Here is a 17862-nt window from a genome sequence, read left to right as displayed (position 1 = left end):
CTGATCAGCCCGGCTCGGCGGGCCGGGGATCGTCCTCGCGGGCGGCCACGTCCTGACCGCGCGTGATGACCTCCCGCGGGCGGCCGCGCTGCCAGAAGAAGTAGGCCAGCGCGAGCACACCCACGACGACGGACGTGAAGACGTTGATGCGGACGCCGAAGAAGGTCTCCGCCGGGTCGGTGCGGAGCAGCTCGATCCACAGGCGGCCTGCGCAGTAGGAGGCCACGTACAGGGCGAACGCCCGGCCGTGACCCAGCCGGAACCGGCGGTCGGCCCAGACCACGAAGGCAGCCGCCGCCAGGTTCCACAGCAGCTCGTAGAGGAACGTCGGGTGGAAGGTGCCGAGCAGCACCGGCTGGCCGTCGGCGTCGAGCACCGCCCGGCCGCCGTCCCACTCGTAGATCTTCAGCGCCCAGGGGAGGTCGGTCGCCCCGCCGTAGAGCTCGTTGTTGAACCAGTTGCCGAGGCGGCCGATCGCCTGCGCGACCAGCAGACCCGGAGCCAGCGCGTCGGCGAACGCCGGCAGCGGGATGCCGCGGCGCCGGCAGGCGATCCAGGCACCGACGCCACCGAGGGCGATGGCGCCCCAGATGCCCAAGCCGCCCTCCCAGATGGCGAAGGCCCGCAGCGGGTCGCCGCCCTCGCCGAAGTAGGCGCGCGGGCTGGAGATCACGTGGTACAGCCGCCCGCCGATGATCCCGAAGGGCACCGCCCAGACGGCGATGTCGAGGACGTCGCCGGGCGCGCCACCCCGGGCCACCCACCGCTTCTCGGTGATCAGCACCGCGGCGACGATGCCGGCGACGATGCACAGGGCGTAGGCCCGCAGCGGCAGCGGGCCCAGCTCCCAGACGCCCTGCGTGGGGCTGGGGATGCTCGCCAGGATCATGCCCGGACTCCCTTCGCCAGGTCCTCCGACAGCGCCCGGACGCCGTCGACGCCCCGCCCCTCGAGCAGCTCGCGGACGTAGGCGGACCCCACGATCACGCCGTCGGCGAAGCCCGCGACCTCGGCGGCCTGCTGACCGTTCGAGACGCCTAGCCCGACGCAGACGGCGAGACCGGGCGCCGCCTCGCGGGTCCGGGCGACCAGCGCCTCGGCCGTGTCACCCACGGTCTCCCGCGTGCCGGTGACGCCCATGGTCGAGGCGGCGTAGACGAAGCCCCGGCACGCCGCGGTGGTCGAGCGCAGGCGGGCGCCGGTCGAGGACGGCGCGACGAGGAACACCCGGTCCAGCCCGTGCTCGTCCGAGGCCGCCAGCCACTCGGCGGCCTCGTCGGGGATGAGGTCGGGGGTGATCGCGCCCGCTCCGCCGGCCGCGGCGAGGTCGGCGGCGAACCGCGCCACCCCGTACCGCTCGATCGGGTTCCAGTAGCTCATCACCACCGGGACAGCGCCCGCGTCGGCGACCGCCGAGACCGCACGCAGCACGTCGCGCATGCCGACCCCGGCCCGGACGGCGACGTCCACCGCCTCCTGGATGACGGGGCCGTCCATGCCGGGGTCGCTGTAGGGGACGCCGATCTCGACGACGTCGGCCCCGCCCTCGACGGCCGCGACCATCGCCGCGATCGACGTGTCGACGTCGGGGTAGCCCACCGGCAGGTAGGCGACCAGCGCGGCCCGGTCGTGCGACTTCGCCGCGGCGATGCGGTCGGCCAGCGCGCTCACGCCGTCTCCCCCGCGTCCTGGCCGCTCACGCCCTCGTCGTTGCTGACCGCGCCCTCGGTCGGCTGCTGGTCGGTGTCCAGACCGGGCCCCGGGTCGACCTCCTCGCGGTCGCCCAGCCCGAACCAGCGCGACGCCGTCTCCACGTCCTTGTCGCCCCGGCCGGAGAGGTTCACCAGGAGCAGGGCGTCCCGCCCGAGCTCCTGGCCGAGCGTCATCGCGCCGGCGAGGGCGTGCGCGGACTCGATCGCCGGGATGATGCCCTCGGTGCGGCACAGGAGGGCGAAGGCCTCCATGGCCTCGGCGTCGGTCACCGGCCGGTACTCGGCGCGGCCGATGTCGTGCAGGTAGGAGTGCTCCGGCCCGACGCCCGGGTAGTCCAGCCCGGCGCTGATCGAGTGCGACTCGATGGTCTGGCCGTGCTCGTCCTGCAGCAGGTACGAGCGTGCACCGTGCAGCACACCGGGCGTGCCGCCGGTGATCGTCGCCGCGTGCCGCCCGCTCTCCACGCCGTCCCCGGCCGCCTCCAGCCCGACCAGCCGGACGCCGTCGTCGGGGACGAAGGCGGTGAAGATGCCGATCGCGTTGGAGCCGCCGCCGACGCAGGCGAGCACGGCGTCGGGCAGCCGCCCCTCCCGCTCGAGCAGCTGGACACGGGCCTCGTCGCCGATCACCCGCTGGAAGTCGCGCACCATCGCCGGGAACGGGTGCGGACCGGCGACGGTGCCGAACACGTAGTTGGTCGTCTCCACGTTGGTGACCCAGTCGCGGAACGCCTCGTTGATCGCGTCCTTGAGGGTGCGCGAGCCGGTGGTCACCGGGATGACCTCTGCACCGAGCAGCCGCATGCGCGCGACGTTCAGGGCCTGCCGGCGGGTGTCCTCCTCGCCCATGTAGACGGTGCAGGAGAGCCCCATGAGCGCGGCTGCCGTCGCTGTCGCCACGCCGTGCTGCCCGGCGCCGGTCTCGGCGATGACCCGCGTCTTGCCGATCCGACGCGTCAGCAGCGCCTGGCCCAGCACGTTGTTGATCTTGTGCGAGCCGGTGTGGTTGAGGTCCTCGCGCTTGAGCAGCACACGGGCGCCGCCGCAGTGCTCGGCGAACTTGGGCACCTCGGTGATCGGGCTCGGCCGCCCCGTGTAGTCGCGCTGCAGCCGGGCGAACTCGGCGAGGAACGCGGGGTCCACCCGCATGGCCTCGTAGGCCTCGGTCAGCTCGTCGAGCGCGGCGATCAGCGCCTCGGGCACGAAGCGGCCGCCGAAGACGCCGAAGTGGCCGGTCGCGTCGGGCCAGCCCGGGCGCGCCGGGAGCGGGAGTTCTCCGGTCTGCGTCGCTGGGCTGGTCGTCGTCATGCGACCAGAGTAGGGATCAGCGGCTGGTTCTCGGCGTAGCGGGGTGCGCGCCCGCCGTGACGAGGTCGGCGACGGCCTGGCGGGCGTCGCCGGCGGTCACCAGCCCCTCGCCGACGAGGACGGCGTCCGCGCCGGCCGCGGCGTACCCGATCAGGTCGTGCGGCCCCCGGACACCGGACTCGGCCACCTTCACCACGCCCGACGGCAGGCCGGGGGCGATCTTCTCGAAGGTGGAGCGGTCGACCTGCAGCGTGGTCAGGTCGCGGGCGTTGACCCCGATCACGGAGGCGCCGGCGTCCAGGGCGCGGTCTGCCTCGGCCTCGGTGTGCACCTCGACCAGCGCGGTCATGCCGAGCGACTCCACCCGCTCCAGCAGACCGACCAGGGCGTTCTGCTCGAGCGCGGCCACGATCAGCAGGACCACGTCGGCCCCGTGCGCCCGCGCCTCGTGGACCTGGTAGCTGCTGACGACGAAGTCCTTGCACAGGATCGGCACGTCGACCACGGCCCGGACGGCGTCGAGGTCGGCCTGCGAGCCGCCGAAACGCCGCTGCTCGGTCAGGACGCTGATCACCCGGGCGCCGCCGGCCGCGTACTGGACGGCGAGCTGGGCGGGGTCGGGGATGTCGGCGAGCTCGCCCTTGGACGGGCTGCGCCGCTTGACCTCGGCGATCACGCCGACGCCAGGGGCGCGCAGCGCGGCGAGCGCGTCCAGGGAGGGACGGGCGTCGCGCGCGGCGGCCTTGATCTCCTCGAGCGGGGTGACGGCCTCGCGCGCGGCGAGGTCCTCGCGGACGCCGGCGACGATCTCGTCGAGCACGTTCACGGTCGCGCGCCTGTCGACAGCGCTGCGCGGCTGCTCACGCGGTCCTCCGGATGTCGCACGAAACACGTCCCCTCGCCGGGCGGATGGGCGAGATCCACTGTAAGGGCGGTGGTCCGGCGCCCCGGCCGGGGGGCGGGTGGACCGAGCGGGTCGCGTTCGGCTATGCGGTCGGGTCCTCGCCCCGGTCGAGGGCCTTCCAGGCGGCCTGCGACCTGTCCTCGTCGGTCTGCTCCCGGGCGGGCGGTGCGTCCGCCGGCGCCCGCTCGTACCGGCGGCCCATGCCGGGCCAGGACCGGCCGCGCAGCACGACGACGACTCCTGCGGCGACGCCCAGCACACCGGCCAGCACGGCCAGGACCGGCCAGGACGCAGTGACGTCGACGGCGGCGCCGTCGACGTCGAGCCCTCCGGCGAGCGCCCGGACCCCCGACCAGGCCAGCACGCCACCGGCGACCGCCATCAGCAGCCCGACGACGACGCGGCCGGCGGAGCGCACGGCGAGCAGCGCCACCGCCGCCGCGAGCAGGACCAGCCCCGTCGCGGGGACCAGCGGCGCGGCGTCGGCCCCCGACAGGGTCTCGACCACCGGCGGCAGCGGCGGCCGCCGGTCGACGGTGGTCTCCGCCCACGCCTGGCCACCGGCCACGAGGGCCAGAGCGCCCGCCAGCACCGCCCCGACGACGGCGGCGCCGAGCTCCCGCCGTGCGGCGCTCACCGGAGCTCCCGCAGTCCTTCGGCCGTGGCGATCGCCGAGAGCACCGCCCGGGCCTTGTGGCGGGTCTCCGCCTCCTCGGTCGCGGGGTCGCTGTCGGCGACGACCCCGGCGCCGGCCTGCACGTACGCCCGGCCCTGGTGGAGGACGGCGGTGCGGATGGCGATCGCCATGTCCATGTCCCCGCTGGAGTCGACGTAGCCGACGGTGCCGGCGTAGAGCGCCCGCCGGGTCGGCTCCAGCGACTCGATGATCTCCATGGCCCTCGGCTTCGGGGCGCCGGAGACGGTCCCCGCCGGGAAGGTGGCGTCGAAGACGTCGAGCGCATCGTGCTCGGGCGCCACCGTGCCGGTCACGGTCGAGACCAGGTGCATGACGTGGCTGTAGTGCTCGACCCGCATGAAGTCGGGCACCTCCACGGTGCCCGGCACGCACACCCGCCCCAGGTCGTTGCGGGCGAGGTCGACGAGCATGACGTGCTCGGCCCGCTCCTTCGGGTCGGCGAGCAGGCCGTCGGCCAGCCGGACGTCCTCCTCCGGCGTCGCGCCACGCGGCCGGGTGCCGGCCGGCGGGTGCACCACCGCCGAGGTGCCCGTGACGGTCACCAGGGCCTCGGGCGAGGAGCCGACGACGTCGAACGGCGACTCGCGGCCGGCGAAGCGCAGCAGGTACATGTACGGCGACGGGTTGGTCGCCCGCAGCACCCGGTAGAGGTCCAGCGCCTCGACGTCGGTGGCCAGCTCGAAGCGCTGGGCGAGCACGACCTGGAAGGCGTCGCCGGCCCGGATGTGCTCGCGGATCCGCTCGACGCCGTCCTCGAACAGGCCCGGCGCGAGGTTGCTGGTGACCGGCGGCGGGTCGGCCCGCTCGAACACGGCGAGGCCCGGGGGCACCGCCTTCGTGAGGTCGGCGGCCATCGCGTCCAGCCGGGCGACGGCGTCCTCGTACCCCGCTCCCCCGCGCAGCGCGTTGGCGATGAGCAGCACCGAGCCGTCGGTGTGGTCGAGCACCGCCAGGTCGGTCACGAGCATCATCGCCAGCTCGGGCATGCCCAGGTCGGCGGCGCTCGTCGAGGGCAGCCGCTCCAGCCGCCGGACGACGTCGTACCCGAGGTAGCCGACCAGGCCGCCGGTGAGCGGCGGCAGGTCCTCGTGACGCGGTGACCGGAACCGGCGGGCCAGCGTGCGGACGGCGGCGAGCGGGTCGGCGGGCAGGTCGTCGGTGAGCCCGGGGACCTGCTCGCCCAGCCACTGCGTGACGCCGTCCCGCTCGGTGAGGACACCGGCGCTGCGCACCCCGACGAAGCTGTAGCGCGCCCAGCGCTTGCCCTGCTCGGCCGACTCCAGCAGCACCGTGCCCGGCCGGTTGCCGGCGAGCTTGCGGTAGATGCCGACGGCGGTCTCGCTGTCGGCGAGCAGCCGCCGGGTGACGGGGACGACCGCCTGGTCCAGCGCGGCGTACTCCTCCGCGGTCGGGCTGGTGAAGCCGAACCTCACGAGGCCCGCCCCGCGACGGCCGGGAGCGGGCGGTGGAAGCAGCTGCGCTCGCCGGTGTGGCAGGCGGCGCCCTCCTGGTCGACGAGGACCAGCAGCGCGTCGCCGTCGCAGTCGAGACGGACCTCGCGGACCCACTGCCGGTTGCCCGACGTCTCGCCCTTGACCCAGTACTCGCCGCGGCTGCGCGACCAGTAGGTGGCCCGGCCGGTGGTGAGCGTGCGGCGGAGGGCCTCGTCGTCCATCCAGGCGACCATGAGCACCTCGCCGGTGTCGTGCTGCTGGACGACGGCGGCCACCAGGCCGGCCGGGTCGTGCTTCAGCAGCGCGGCGACCTCCGGGGCGAGCGCGGGTTCGGGCATGCCTCCAGTCTGCCGTGCTCGGGGGTCAGGGCTGCCAGGTGGCCGGGGTGGTGCCGTCGAACCACCGGCGGCCCGGACCGATCAGGAGCATGCCGAGCCCCACGAGCGGCGCGGCGGCGAAGAACAGGGAGACGGCGATGATCGAGCCGTCGGTGTCGAAGCCCCCGATCTCCGACTGCAGCCGCACCATCCAGTAGGCGGCCAGCACCACCTGGACGGCGAGTCCGGTGACCAGCAGCAGCGCGGCGGCGCGGCGGCGGCTGTTGAGCACCCAGACCCCGGCGCCGATGAGCAGCACGACCGACACCAGCTGCACGATGGCCAGCACGGTGCCCTCGGTGGCCAGCGCGTCGATGGCGGCCGGGTCGTAGACGCCGTCGGCGCCGGTGGTGGCGATGTCGGCGACGGAGGCGAAGAACCAGACGTAGACCGAGGCGATGAGCACCACGACCGACTGGGCGAAGGCGAGCACCGCCGCGGTGATGACCTGGCCGGGCCGCTGCGGTCGCCGGGGTGGCGTCGCGTAGCCGTAGGGAGCGCCCCAGGGCGGCGCGGCGTACGGCGGCGGGTAGCCGTAGGCCGGCGGCGGCGCACCGTAGACCGGAGCCGTCGGCGGCGGGCCCGCGTAGGGGGCGCCCTGCTCCGTCGGGGTGCTCGGGTCGGCCCAGGGACTCCGCCCGGGCGGGCCCCAGCCGCCGGTCGTCACAGCGCCGCCGCGGCCGCGCGGCCGGCGACCCGGCCCGAGAAGATGCAGCCGCCGAGGAACGTCCCCTCGAGCGAGCGGTAGCCGTGCATGCCGCCACCGCCGAAGCCGGCGACCTCGCCGGCCGCGTACAGGCCGGGGAAGACGTCGCCACCGGGTCGCAGCACCCGGGCGGAGAGGTCGGTCTCGAGCCCGCCGAGGGTCTTGCGAGTGATGATGTTCAGCCGCACGGCGACCAGCGGGCCGGCCTCCGGGTCCAGGATCCGGTGCGGCTGGGCAACGCGGATGAGCTTGTCGCCCAGGTAGTTGCGCGCGGCCCGCATGGCGTTGATCTGCATGTCCTTGCCGAACTCGTGGGCGATCTCCCGGTCGCGGCAGACGATCTCCCGCTCGATCTGCCCCAGGTCCAGCTCGGGCCTCCCGCCGGTGATCCGGTTCATGCCGGCGACCAGCTCCGGGAGCGTGTCCGCGACGACGAAGTCCTCGCCCTTGTCGAGGAACGCCTGCACCGGAGCGGCCATCCCGGCCTTGACGCGGGTCGCGAGCAGCCGGATGTCCTTCCCCGTCAGGTCGGGGTTCTGCTCGGAGCCCGAGAGCCCGAACTCCTTCTCCACGATCTTGTGCGTCGCGATGAACCAGGTGTGCTCGTGGCCCGTCGTCCCGATGTGGGCGAGGGTGCCGAGGGTGTCGAACCCCGGGAACAGCGGCACCGGCAGCCGTGAGCCGGTCGCGTCGAACCACATCGACGAGGGGCCCGGGAGGATGCGGATGCCGTGGTTCTCCCAGACCGGCGAGTGGTTGGCGATGCCCTCGGTGTAGTGCCACATGCGGTCGCCGTTCACCACGCTCGCGCCGGCGTCCTGGGTGGCCTGCAGCATGCGGCCGTCGACGTGCGCCGGGACGCCCGAGAGCATCCGCTTCGGGGCGGGGCCCAGGCGGGCCGGCCAGTTCTTGCGCACCAGCTCGTGGTTGCCGCCGATGCCGCCGGAGGTGACGACGACGGCTTGCGCGGTGATCTCGAAGTCGCCGACCTGGGTGCGCGAGCTGGCCTCGCCGCGGGCGACCGGGCTGGGCTCGAGCACCCCGCCGCGGACGCCGGTGACCGCACCACCGGTGACGACCAGCTCGTCCACCCGGTGGCGGAACCGCAGCTCCACCCGGCCGGCCTCGGCGGCGGCGCGCACCCGCCGCGCGAACGCCTCGACGATCGCGGGGCCGGTGCCCCACACGATGTGGAACCGCGGCACCGAGTTGCCGTGCCCGGTGGCGGTGTAGCCACCGCGCTCGGCCCAGCCCACGACCGGGAAGAAGCCGATGCCCTGCTCCTTGAGCCAGGACCGCTTCTCCCCCGCCGCGAACTGCAGGTACGCCTCGGCCCACTGCCGGGGCCAGTGGTCGGAGTCGCGGTCGAAGGCCGCCGTGCCGAACCAGTCCTGGCGGGCGAGCTCGAGCGAGTCGTGCACCCGCAGCCGGCGCTGCTCGGGCGAGTCGACCAGGAACAGGCCGCCGAAGCTCCAGAAAGCCTGCCCGCCGAGGGAGGCCTCCGGTTCCTGGTCGAGGAGGATCACGCGCTTGCCGGCGTCGGCCAGTTCGGCCGTGGCGACGAGGCCGGCCAGCCCCGCACCCACGACGACGACGTCTGCTTCCGCCCGGCCCGTCTCGTTGCTGGTCACGGCGAGGACGCTAGCGGGCCGAGGCGCCGCTGCGCTCTCCCTCCTGTGGGCGATGCCCCCGTGTCCACTCCCGGACCGGGCGCCGCAGGGCCAGGACCAGCGAGGTTCCCGGACCGACGAGCAGCAGCAGGGTCGCACCCACGGCGAGATCGCCGCCCAGCACCGCGAAGAACAGGGCGACCAGCAGGAGTCCCACGGCGGACAGCAGGGCGGCCAGGGCGAGGACGGCCCACCCCCGGCCCCGGCCGGCGAGCACGAGGGCCGCACCCACCAGGGCGAGCACCGCGAGGGCCAGCGGGACGGCGACGAACCAGTCCCAGCCGACGCCCGGTGTTCGGAGCAGCCAGGCGAACCACACCGCCTCGGCCGCGAGCAGCAGGCCGAAGAACGCGGCGAACGGGACGGCGAGCGGGCGCTCGCGCGGCGGGGCCACGGTCGTGCGCTGTGCCGGTCGGGGCGAGCGCCGCACCGCGGCGCGGCTGCGCGAGGCGGAGGACGGCATGGCCGGAGACTAGGACGCCCGGCCGGACATCGGCCGGGAGCCGGCCCTCGGCCCCGCCGCAGGGTCGCCGTCCTCGCGTTCGAGCACGAGGACGGCGACCCGACGGTGAGGACGGCGGGTCAGCCGGCCCGCCGCACGCCACGGACCCGCGGCACGGCGGTGAACTGCCGCACCGCGGGGCCGGGCGCGGCGAGCAGGCCCCGCAACCGCCGCTCGACGGCGGGCCAGCCTGCTCGCGTGTCGGCATCGGTGAGCCGGACCACGCGGATGTCCAGGGCCCGCAGCTCGTCCTCCCGGCGCTTCTCCTCCCAGAGCACCCGCTGGGGATCCCGGCCCCGCCAGGGATCGGTGTACTTGACCTGTCCGTCGAACTCCACCGCGACGGCGGCCGCCTCGAACCACGCGTCGACCACCCCCACGAGTCGTCCACCGGCCTCGATCTCCACCTGGAGCTCCGGAGCCGGGAGCCCGGCACCGAGGATGCGCAGCCGTCCGCGGGTCTCCAGCGGCGATTCGGCCCGCCCGTCGGCAAGGGCGGTTGCCCGTGCCGCGCGTCCGGACCCGCGCCAGTGCCGGACCGCGGCCGTGGCCTGATGCAGCTCCGCCGGCGTCGTGCGGCCGGCCAGCAGGGCGGCGTCATCGCGACCACGGCGTCCTCCAGCGGCCACTCCCGCGAGCAGTCGACGAGCGTCCGCGACGCAGAGGTGAGCGGCAGCGAGCCCGTCCGCCATCGCTCGGCCGGAGTGAGCGGCGCGCACGTCATCAGGTAGTCACTGCCCCGCCGCCACTGCCGTGGATCGGTGAGCCGGAAGACCGGATCGACCGTCCGCGGCGTCGGCAGCTCCCACAGGCGGGCGGCCGAGACGTGGCTCAGCAGCGTCGTGGGCCTGGCCAGGCCCAGGACGAGGGCCAGGCAGTCGACGTCGTAGCGCCGTCCGCGCGCCTCGGCCGCGGCCAGCGACGCCGCCTCGACGAGGATGCCGCGTCGGAGGCCGACCCACGTCCCGGAGCGACGGAGGGCCCGGATCTCGGAGGCGTCGTAGCCGGCGCGGAGGGCCTCGGCAGTGCTGAAGACCCCCAGGCGCTTCTCCGATGCGGCGCGCAGGGCTGGATGCATCGGCCCATGCTGGGGGTCGCCCGTACCGGACGCGCCGCAGCCGGTGGGGTTGTGGACCGCGCCGCCCCCTGGGGACGACCGACCTCGCCGCAGGGTCGCCGTCCTCGCGCTCGAGCACGAGGACGGCGACCCGACGGTGAGGTCCGCGCGAGGGGTGAGCTAGCGGGCCGCGCGCCGGGCGGCCACCCACTGCCGGACCCGCGGCAGCGCCGCCAGCACGGCGGTGACGAACGGGACGACGACGGTCAGGACGCCGAACGCGCCGGCACCCCAGCCACCGGACGCGAAGCCGTAGAAGAGCAGGGCGGTCAGGACGCCGGCGGTCACGGTCAGGACCCACCACGCCCTGCCGAGGAGCAGCAGCACGCCACCGACGAGCAGCCCGACGAACAGCAGGATCGGGACGGCGACCAGCAGCCAGCCGCTCCCCTCGAACTCCCCGCCGGAGAACGCGACGGCCGCCAGCAGGAAGACCGCCGGGACGAACGCGCTCAGCAGCCCGAGCACAGCGGCGGCGATGGCCGGGATCGGCGGCATGCGGCTCAGCGGCCCGGGAACTGTCTCCACAGCGCGGAGCCTAGGCGGTCAGCCCGTCGGTGCGGGGCTACCGGAAGCGGAGCGCCGCCACGACGCGTGAAGCCGCGCGTACGGGCCGTTGGCGTCGACCAGCTCCGCGTGGGTGCCCCGCTGGACGACCTGGCCGGCGTCGACGACCAGCACCTCGTCGGCACGCTCGGCCGTCGACAGCCGGTGCGCGATCGTCAGCGTGGTGCGGCCGGTGGTCAGCCGGTCGAGCGCCCGGGTGAGCCGCTGCTCCGTGGCCGGGTCGACCGCGCTCGTGGCCTCGTCGAGCACCAGCAGGTCGGGGTCGGCGACGTAGGCGCGGGCGATCGCGACCAGCTGCCGCTCGCCCGAGGACAGCGACTCGCCGCGCTGTCCCACCGGGGTCCGCACGCCGTCGGGGAGGCCCTCGAGCCAGGCGCCGAGCTCCAGCTCCTCGAAGGCGGCGGCCACCTGGTCGTCGGTCATCCCGGGCCGGCCGTAGCGCACGTTCTCGGCCACCGTGGCGTCGAACAGGAACCCGTCCTGCGGGACCATGACCACCCGCGCGCGCAGCGAGCCGAAGGCCACCTCGTCGAGCGGCACCCACCCCGCGGCGTCCGACCCCAGCAGCACGCGGCCGTCCACCGGGTCCATCAGCCGGGTGACCAGCTTGGCGAAGGTCGTCTTGCCCGACCCCGTCTCCCCCACGACGGCCACTCGCCGGCGCGGCGCGATGGTGAGGTCGACGCCGTCGAGCGCCAGGCGGGCGCCGGGGGCGTAGCGGAAGGACACCGCGTCGAAGCGGACCCCCAGCGGCCCCGGCGGCAGCTCGCGCACGCCCGCGGGGTCGGCGATGGCAGGGTCGCGGACGTCGGGGGCGGTGTCGATCACGTCGAGGACGCGGCGGAAGCCGGCCACGGCGTTCTGCGCCTCGTTGAGCACCTCGCTCGCCGTCTGGACCGGGGCGACGAACAGGGTGACGAGGAAGAGGAAGGCGACGAGGGTCCCGGCGGTGATGTTCCCGGCCAGGCCGAGGAGCACGCCGACGACGACCACCGCGGCGTTGGCGAGGGCGGCGACGAACTCGCCGCTGACGAAGACCGCCGCGGTCACCTTCTGCGCGTCCACCTGGGCGCGGTACTGGCGGTCGATGGCGCCGTCGATGCGGGCCGCCGTCCGGGCGCGGACGCCGTAGGCCCGCACCGTCGAGGCACCGACGACGGACTCGGCGACCGCGCCCAGCACGTCGCCGACCCGCTCGCGGACGACGCCGTAGGCGACCGCCAGGCGCTGGGCGAACCACCGGACGGCGATCGCCAGCGGCACGAAGCACACGAGCACGAGCAGGGTCAGCTGCCAGGAGTAGACGGCCATGACCACCGTCGCGACGACGAGCTGGCCGACGCTGACCAGGCCGAGGACGCCGCCCCACTGCATGAACGTCGAGAGCTGGTCGACGTCGCTGGTCACCCGGGAGACCAGGGATCCACGGCGCTCGCCCTGCTGGTGGAGCACCGACAGGTCGTGCACGTGGCGGAAGGCCCGGACCCGGAGCCCGGCCAGGGCGGTCTCCGTCGTCCGGAAGAGGCGGACGTTCATCCGGTAGACCGCGACCGCGGTGACCAGGACGACGACCGCGCAGAGCAGGACGAGGCGGGTGACGAGGTCCAGGTCGGGGTCGCCGCCGGCGAGACCCCGGTCGATGACCTGCTGGACGGCGATCGGCACGACCACCCGGCCGGCGGTGGCGACCAGGGCGAGCGCGAACGTGACGGGCAGGCCCCGGCGGAACTCGGGCATCATCCGCAGGCCGCGGCGCAGGGTGGCGAGCGCGCCCTCGCGGCGGTCGTCGGCGGGCAGGACGGGCGGCTCGGTCACGCGGCCACCTCCGCCTGCGAGTAGGCACGGACGAGGGCGGCGTAGCCGGGCACCTCGTCGAGCAGCTCCTCGTGGGTGCCGCGCGCCAGGACCTGCCCGTGCTCGAGCCACACCACCTCGTCCGCGAGCGAGATCGTCGCCTGCCGGTAGGCGATCACCACGACCGTCGAGGGCTCGTCGCTGCCGCGCAGGGCGTCGAGGATGCGCGCCTCCACGGCAGGGTCGACGGCGCTGGTCGCGTCGTCGAGGACCAGGAGCCGCGGACGGCGGACGACGGCCCGCGCGAGGGCCAGCCGCTGCCGCTGACCGCCGGAGAGGGTCGCGCCGCGCTCGCCGACCCGGGTGTCGAGCCCCTCGGGCAGGGCGGCGACGAAATCGTCGGCCGCGGCGACCCGCAGAGCGGCCCAGACCTCGTCGTCGCCGAACGGCTCGTCGAGGGTGATGTTGCCGCGCACCGTGTCGTCGAAGAGGAAGGTGCCCTGCGCCACGAAGGCGGCCTGGCCGCTGACCTCGCCCTCGCGCAGCCGGCGCACGTCGACGCCGTCGAGCAGGACCGACCCGTCGGCCGGGTCGACCAGCCGGACGAGCAGCCCGGCCAGCGTCGACTTGCCCGACCCGGTGGGGCCGACGACGGCGACGGTCGAGCCGGCCCGCACGTCGAAGGTGACCCCGCGCAGGGTCGGTGCGGCGGCGTCGGCGAAGGCGAAGTCGACGCCGTCCACGGCCACTCCCGCACCTCCGCCGGCGGCGGTCGCCGACTCGGACCCATACGGGGTCTCGCCGGTCGCCTCGAGGACGGGCGTGACGCGGTCGAAGCCGGCGAGCGCCCGGGGCAGGTCGGCCAGCACCCAGCCGATGGCCCGGATGGGCAGCGCCAGCAGGGTGAACAGGTACGCGATGGAGACCAGCTCGCCGGCGTCGGTGCTGCCGTCGGCCACCCGGCCGGCCCCGATGAGCAGGACGGCGAGCGTGCCGAGGTTGGGCAGCGCCTCCATCAGCGGGTCGAACAGGCCGCGCACCCGGCCGACGGCGACCAGCCCGTCGCGGAGCTCCTCGGCACGGGCCCCGAAGCGCTCGGTCTCGGAGGCCTCCCGGCCCAGCGTCTTGACCACCAGCCCGGCGTCGAAGCTCTCGTGCGCGATCTCGCTGACCTCGGCGCGCAACTGCTGGGCCCGCTGCATGCGCGGGCTCATCACCTGCGAGTAGACGACGTTGACGACGAAGACCAGGGGGAAGACGACGAGCCCGACCAGCGCGATGAGCGGGTCGGTGACGAACAGCGCCACGACGGTGATCGCGATCATCACGATCGCGCCGCAGGCGAAGGGCAACGGGGCCACGAAGAACCAGGCGGCCTCGACGTCGGAGTTCGCGTTCGACAGCAGCTGACCGGTCGGGTGGCGCTGGTGCCACGAGAGCGGCAGCCGCAGGTACTGGCGGGTGACCCGACGCCGGTAGTCCGCCTGCAGCCGGTAGCTCATGATCCCGGCGAACAGCCGGCGGCCGAGGATGCCGACGATCTTGAGCAGCGCCACCCCGATGATGGCCGCCGCGGCGAGCGAGAGGGCCGCGGCCGTGGTCGCGCCGTCGGCGAACGAGGGCAGGAGGACCCGGTCGGTGATCTCGCCGATCACGTAGGCGCTGGCCACGGTCATCGCGCCGTAGACGCTGCTGGCCAGGACGGCGAGGGTGAACATGCCGGGCTGCTCGACGATGGCGCGCCGCACGTGTCGGAGACCGCGCCGGACCACGGCGTCTCGGCGGCGGGTCACTGTTCTCCTTCGGGTCGTAGGCCTGGCGATGCTACGCGTTGGTTAGGGCGGCTAAACGATCCTCGCCGCGCCGCAGCAGGTGCTCCTCGGTAACCTCCGCCGATGGCTCCCTCTTCCCCCACCGTCGCCGACAGCGAACGCACCGCCCTGGCCGACCTGCTCGGGAAGCTCGGGCCGGACGCCCCCACGTGCTGCGAGGGCTGGACCACCGCCCACCTCGCCGCGCACCTGGTGGTCCGCGACAACCGCCCCGACGCCCTGCCCGGCTACGGCGTGGAGCAGCTGGGCGTGGCCCAGCCGCTCAGCGCGTGGTCCCACCGGCTGGAGGACCGGCTGCGGGAGTCGACGCCGTTCCGGGAGGTCGTCGACCGCGTGCGGTCGGGACCGGCGCCATGGTCGCCGATGGCCTGGCCGCCTGTCGCGCGGATTCTGAACACGACCGAGTACGCGATCCACCACGAGGACGTCCGCCGGGCCCAGCCGGGCTGGACCGCCCGCACGCTGCCCCGCGCCGAGCAGGACCAGATCTGGACGGCGCTGGAGCTGTTCGCGCGGCGGGCGGCCGGCCGCCGCGGGCTGGTGCTGCGGCGCAGCGACGTCCCGGGGGTCGAGAAGCGCTACGGCGCCGGCGGCCGCACCGTCGAGGGCGAACCGCTCGAGCTCCTGCTCTGGGTGTCCGGCCGCCGCGACATCGCGCGGGTGGATGTCGGCTGACCCTCCGCCATTTCGGGTGGACCGGGGGCGGAGGTGCGTGCCCCCCGGTGCCGCCGACCTCTACGGTGCGCGCATGTCCGTCGCCGACGCGCCCGTTCCGTTCTCGGTCGTCCCTCCGGTCGTCCCAGTTCCCGGGTCGCCGTCGACGCCTGCAGCGCCCCTGATCGGACCGGTCGGGCCCACGCCCCCTCCACAGGCGCCTGCGCCCTGGGAACGACGGCCCTCACCCCGGCGTGACGGCCTGAGCCGGGACGCCGGTCGCCTCGCCGCGGCGGCCTTCGGGATCGCCTTCGTCCTGTGCCCCTCCATCGAGCCGATGCCCAGCGGGGACCTCGGCCCCGCGCTGTGGCAGCTGCCGATCGACCTGGCCGCCCTCGTGTCGATCGTGGTCGCGGTGACCGCCCTGTGGCGTGGCTGGCGGGGCAGCGCCCGGCTCGGCGCGCTCGCCGGGTCGTTCATGGCGATCGAGACGACGATCTGCCCGTTGGCCGGTCACACGCCCGTGGGCTGGTGGACCTGGACGCAGGCCGCCCTGTCGCTCTCCGTCATGGGCACCAGCGCGTTCCTGATGCGGCGGAACGGAAGCCGTCCCTGACCCGACGCCGCCGACGACCGGGCGTCAGTCGGTCAGCGGCCTGTCCGCCTCGTGGCGGACGGGCACGCCGGCCTTCGTCAGGGCGTCCTTCACCTCGCCGATCCGCATGACGCCGAAGTGGAAGACGCTCGCGGCGAGCACGGCGTCGGCGCCGGCCTCCACCGCCGGGGGGAAGTGCTCGGCGGCGCCCGCTCCCCCGCTGGCGATCAGCGGCACCCGCACCTCGCGGCGGACCTGCCGGATCAGCTCCGTGTCGAAGCCCGCGCGGGTGCCGTCGGCGTCCATCGAGTTGAGCAGGATCTCCCCCGCCCCGAGCTCGGCCGCCCGGATGCACCACTCGACGGCGTCCTGACCGGTTCCGCGGCGCCCGCCGTGCGTGGTGATCTCGAAGCCGGACTCGGTCTCCGCGCCGTCCCGGACGCGGCGGGCGTCGAGGGAGAGCACCAGCACCTGGTTGCCGAACCTGTCGGCGATCTCGGCGATCAGCTCCGGCCGGGCGACGGCGGCGGTGTTCACCGCGACCTTGTCCGCCCCGGCGCGCAGCAGCCGGTCGACGTCCTCGGGGCTGCGCACGCCGCCGCCCACGGTCAGCGGGATGAAGACGCTCTCCGCCGTCCGGCTGACCACGTCGTACGTGGTCGCCCGGTCACCGGAGCTCGCGGTGATGTCGAGGAAGGTGAGCTCGTCGGCGCCCTCGGCGTCGTACACGCGGGCCATCTCCACCGGGTCGCCGGCGTCGCGCAGGTCGACGAAGTTCACGCCCTTGACGACCCGGCCGGCGTCGACGTCCAGGCACGGGATCACCCGCACGGCCAGACTCACGCCGGCACCCCGCGCACCGCGTCGGCCTCGATCTCGACCAGCATCGCCGGGTCGATGAGCGCGGCCACCTGGACCATCGTGGTGGCCGGGCGGATGTCGCCGAAGAACTCGCCGTGCGCCCGACCGACCTCCTCCCACCGGGAGATGTCGGTGACGAACATCCGCGTGCGGACGACGTCGTTGAGCGTGAAGCCGGCCCGCTCCAGCGACTCCTCGATCGTCGCCAGGCACTGCCGGGCCTGCGCGCCGGCGTCGCCCGGGTGCACCACCTGGCCGTCGACGACCGACGTCGTCCCGCTCACCCACGCCGCCTCGCCGCGGACGACGACGCGGCTGTAGCCGACGACGCCCTCCCACGGCGCCCCCGATCCGAGCCGGATGACGCTCACGCCAGCTCCTCGGTGACCCGCAGCGCCTCCGGCAGGGAGAACTGGCCGGCGTAGAGCGCCTTGCCGACGATCGCACCCTCGACGCCGACGGCGGTCAGGCCGGCCAGCGCGCGGATGTCGTCGAGCGAGCTGACGCCACCGGAGGCGATGACCGGCTTCGGCGTGGCGGCGCAGACCTCGCGCAGCAGGTCGAGATTGGGTCCGCGCAGCGTGCCGTCCTTGGTGATGTCGGTGACGACGTACCGCGCGCAGCCCTCGGCGTCCAGGCGGGCGAGCGTCTCGTAGAGCTCGCCGCCCTCCTGCGTCCAGCCGCGGGCGGCCAGCCGGGTGCCGCGCACGTCGAGGCCGACGGCGATCCGGTCGCCGTGCTCGGCGATCGCACGGGCGCACCACTCGGGCGACTCGAGCGCCGCGGTGCCCAGGTTCACGCGGCGGCAGCCGGTCGCCAGCGCGGCGGCCAGCGACTCGTCGTCCCGGATCCCCCCGGAGAGCTCGACGTCGACGTCCAGCTCCCCGACCACGCGGGCGAGCAGCTCCCGGTTCGAGCCTCGCCCGAAGGCGGCGTCGAGGTCGACGAGGTGGACCCACTCGGCGCCGTCGGTCTGCCACTGCATCGCGGCCTCGAGCGGGTCGCCGTAGGACGTCTCGCTGCCGGCCTCCCCCTGCACGAGACGGACGGCCTGGCCGTCGGCGACGTCGACGGCGGGGAGCAGCTGCAGCTTCGGCACGACGGACAGCGTA

The 17862-nt window shown here is 74.8% G+C and carries 19 protein-coding genes; 2 read left to right on the top strand and 17 right to left on the bottom strand.

Going from position 1 to position 17862, the window contains the following annotated elements:
* Positions 1-4: 4 nt before the first annotated feature.
* From lgt to DCS98_RS18190, 14 genes are all read right to left on the bottom strand, one after another.
* On the bottom strand, positions 5-889 hold the full coding sequence (gene lgt / locus DCS98_RS18255) for a prolipoprotein diacylglyceryl transferase (protein ID WP_116452820.1): 885 nt from the start codon (positions 887-889) through the stop codon (positions 5-7).
* Positions 886-1671, bottom strand: coding sequence for a tryptophan synthase subunit alpha (gene trpA / locus DCS98_RS18250; protein ID WP_116452819.1), 786 nt, complete (start codon positions 1669-1671; stop codon positions 886-888). The genes lgt and trpA overlap by 4 nt, the downstream gene beginning before the upstream one ends.
* Positions 1668-3020: a tryptophan synthase subunit beta gene (trpB, locus tag DCS98_RS18245; protein ID WP_116452818.1), complete on the bottom strand. Its 1353-nt coding sequence runs from the start codon at positions 3018-3020 to the stop codon at positions 1668-1670. Before trpB ends, trpA begins: the two co-directional genes overlap by 4 nt.
* A 16-nt stretch (positions 3021-3036) precedes the next feature.
* Entirely contained in the window at positions 3037-3846 is an 810-nt protein-coding gene (gene trpC / locus DCS98_RS18240) for an indole-3-glycerol phosphate synthase TrpC (protein WP_116452817.1), read from the bottom strand.
* A gap of 160 nt (positions 3847-4006) precedes the next feature.
* Positions 4007-4561: a Trp biosynthesis-associated membrane protein gene (locus tag DCS98_RS18235; protein ID WP_116452816.1), complete on the bottom strand. Its 555-nt coding sequence runs from the start codon at positions 4559-4561 to the stop codon at positions 4007-4009.
* Entirely contained in the window at positions 4558-6054 is a 1497-nt protein-coding gene (locus DCS98_RS18230) for an anthranilate synthase component I (protein ID WP_116452815.1), read from the bottom strand. The genes DCS98_RS18235 and DCS98_RS18230 overlap by 4 nt, the downstream gene beginning before the upstream one ends.
* Positions 6051-6413, bottom strand: coding sequence for a phosphoribosyl-AMP cyclohydrolase (gene hisI / locus DCS98_RS18225; protein ID WP_116452814.1), 363 nt, complete (start codon positions 6411-6413; stop codon positions 6051-6053). Before hisI ends, DCS98_RS18230 begins: the two co-directional genes overlap by 4 nt.
* A gap of 25 nt (positions 6414-6438) precedes the next feature.
* Positions 6439-7119: a DUF6264 family protein gene (locus DCS98_RS18220; RefSeq protein WP_116452813.1), complete on the bottom strand. Its 681-nt coding sequence runs from the start codon at positions 7117-7119 to the stop codon at positions 6439-6441.
* Positions 7116-8789 (bottom strand): FAD-binding dehydrogenase, encoded by a 1674-nt coding sequence (locus DCS98_RS18215; RefSeq protein ID WP_116452812.1) that lies wholly within the window; start codon positions 8787-8789, stop codon positions 7116-7118. Before DCS98_RS18215 ends, DCS98_RS18220 begins: the two co-directional genes overlap by 4 nt.
* A 10-nt stretch (positions 8790-8799) precedes the next feature.
* On the bottom strand, positions 8800-9291 hold the full coding sequence (locus DCS98_RS18210) for a hypothetical protein (RefSeq protein ID WP_116452811.1): 492 nt from the start codon (positions 9289-9291) through the stop codon (positions 8800-8802).
* A gap of 119 nt (positions 9292-9410) precedes the next feature.
* Positions 9411-9959: a hypothetical protein gene (locus DCS98_RS23710; RefSeq protein ID WP_241038313.1), complete on the bottom strand. Its 549-nt coding sequence runs from the start codon at positions 9957-9959 to the stop codon at positions 9411-9413.
* Between the two features lie 608 nt (positions 9960-10567).
* Positions 10568-10975 carry a hypothetical protein gene (locus tag DCS98_RS18200; RefSeq protein ID WP_164704647.1) on the bottom strand — a complete coding sequence of 136 codons (408 nt, stop codon included), beginning with the start codon at positions 10973-10975 and terminating at the stop codon, positions 10568-10570.
* 18 nt (positions 10976-10993) lie between these two features.
* Positions 10994-12829 carry an ABC transporter ATP-binding protein gene (locus tag DCS98_RS18195; RefSeq protein WP_241038311.1) on the bottom strand — a complete coding sequence of 612 codons (1836 nt, stop codon included), beginning with the start codon at positions 12827-12829 and terminating at the stop codon, positions 10994-10996.
* Entirely contained in the window at positions 12826-14601 is a 1776-nt protein-coding gene (locus DCS98_RS18190) for an ABC transporter ATP-binding protein (protein WP_164704646.1), read from the bottom strand. The genes DCS98_RS18195 and DCS98_RS18190 overlap by 4 nt, the downstream gene beginning before the upstream one ends.
* A gap of 102 nt (positions 14602-14703) precedes the next feature.
* Between DCS98_RS18190 and DCS98_RS18185 the strand changes: the two genes are divergently transcribed.
* Positions 14704-15315: a TIGR03085 family metal-binding protein gene (locus DCS98_RS18185; RefSeq protein WP_116452808.1), complete on the top strand. Its 612-nt coding sequence runs from the start codon at positions 14704-14706 to the stop codon at positions 15313-15315.
* Between the two features lie 316 nt (positions 15316-15631).
* Positions 15632-15910 (top strand): hypothetical protein, encoded by a 279-nt coding sequence (locus DCS98_RS23125; protein WP_164704645.1) that lies wholly within the window; start codon positions 15632-15634, stop codon positions 15908-15910.
* A gap of 24 nt (positions 15911-15934) precedes the next feature.
* On the opposite strand, the gene hisF is transcribed toward DCS98_RS23125, so the two are convergent.
* From hisF to priA, 3 genes are read right to left on the bottom strand one after another with little or no spacing between them, the layout of a single operon-like run.
* A complete protein-coding gene (gene hisF, locus DCS98_RS18175) occupies positions 15935-16732 on the bottom strand; it encodes an imidazole glycerol phosphate synthase subunit HisF (protein ID WP_116452806.1) in 798 nt (265 codons plus the stop codon).
* Positions 16729-17121 carry a RidA family protein gene (locus tag DCS98_RS18170; RefSeq protein WP_116452805.1) on the bottom strand — a complete coding sequence of 131 codons (393 nt, stop codon included), beginning with the start codon at positions 17119-17121 and terminating at the stop codon, positions 16729-16731. The genes hisF and DCS98_RS18170 overlap by 4 nt, the downstream gene beginning before the upstream one ends.
* Positions 17118-17849, bottom strand: coding sequence for a bifunctional 1-(5-phosphoribosyl)-5-((5-phosphoribosylamino)methylideneamino)imidazole-4-carboxamide isomerase/phosphoribosylanthranilate isomerase PriA (priA, locus tag DCS98_RS18165; RefSeq protein WP_116452804.1), 732 nt, complete (start codon positions 17847-17849; stop codon positions 17118-17120). Before priA ends, DCS98_RS18170 begins: the two co-directional genes overlap by 4 nt.
* Between the last annotated feature and the right edge of the window lie 13 nt (positions 17850-17862).

The sequence above is a fragment of the Blastococcus litoris genome, assembly GCF_003075095.1.
GTDB classification, from domain to species: domain Bacteria; phylum Actinomycetota; class Actinomycetes; order Mycobacteriales; family Geodermatophilaceae; genus Blastococcus_B; species Blastococcus_B litoris.
Note: the sequence above shows the minus strand (reverse complement) of the source record. Positions and strands in the feature narration are given on the sequence as shown.

Excerpts from the sequence above, each read along its gene's own strand:
- DCS98_RS23125 (WP_164704645.1), top strand. The coding sequence starts at position 15,632 with ATGCCCAGCGGGGACCTCGGCCCCGCGCTGTGGCAGCTGCCGATCGAC.
- trpB (WP_116452818.1), bottom strand. The coding sequence starts at position 3,020 with ATGACGACGACCAGCCCAGCGACGCAGACCGGAGAACTCCCGCTCCCG.
- hisI (WP_116452814.1), bottom strand. The coding sequence starts at position 6,413 with ATGCCCGAACCCGCGCTCGCCCCGGAGGTCGCCGCGCTGCTGAAGCAC.
- DCS98_RS18210 (WP_116452811.1), bottom strand. The coding sequence starts at position 9,291 with ATGCCGTCCTCCGCCTCGCGCAGCCGCGCCGCGGTGCGGCGCTCGCCC.
- DCS98_RS18185 (WP_116452808.1), top strand. The coding sequence starts at position 14,704 with ATGGCTCCCTCTTCCCCCACCGTCGCCGACAGCGAACGCACCGCCCTG.
- lgt (WP_116452820.1), bottom strand. The coding sequence starts at position 889 with ATGATCCTGGCGAGCATCCCCAGCCCCACGCAGGGCGTCTGGGAGCTG.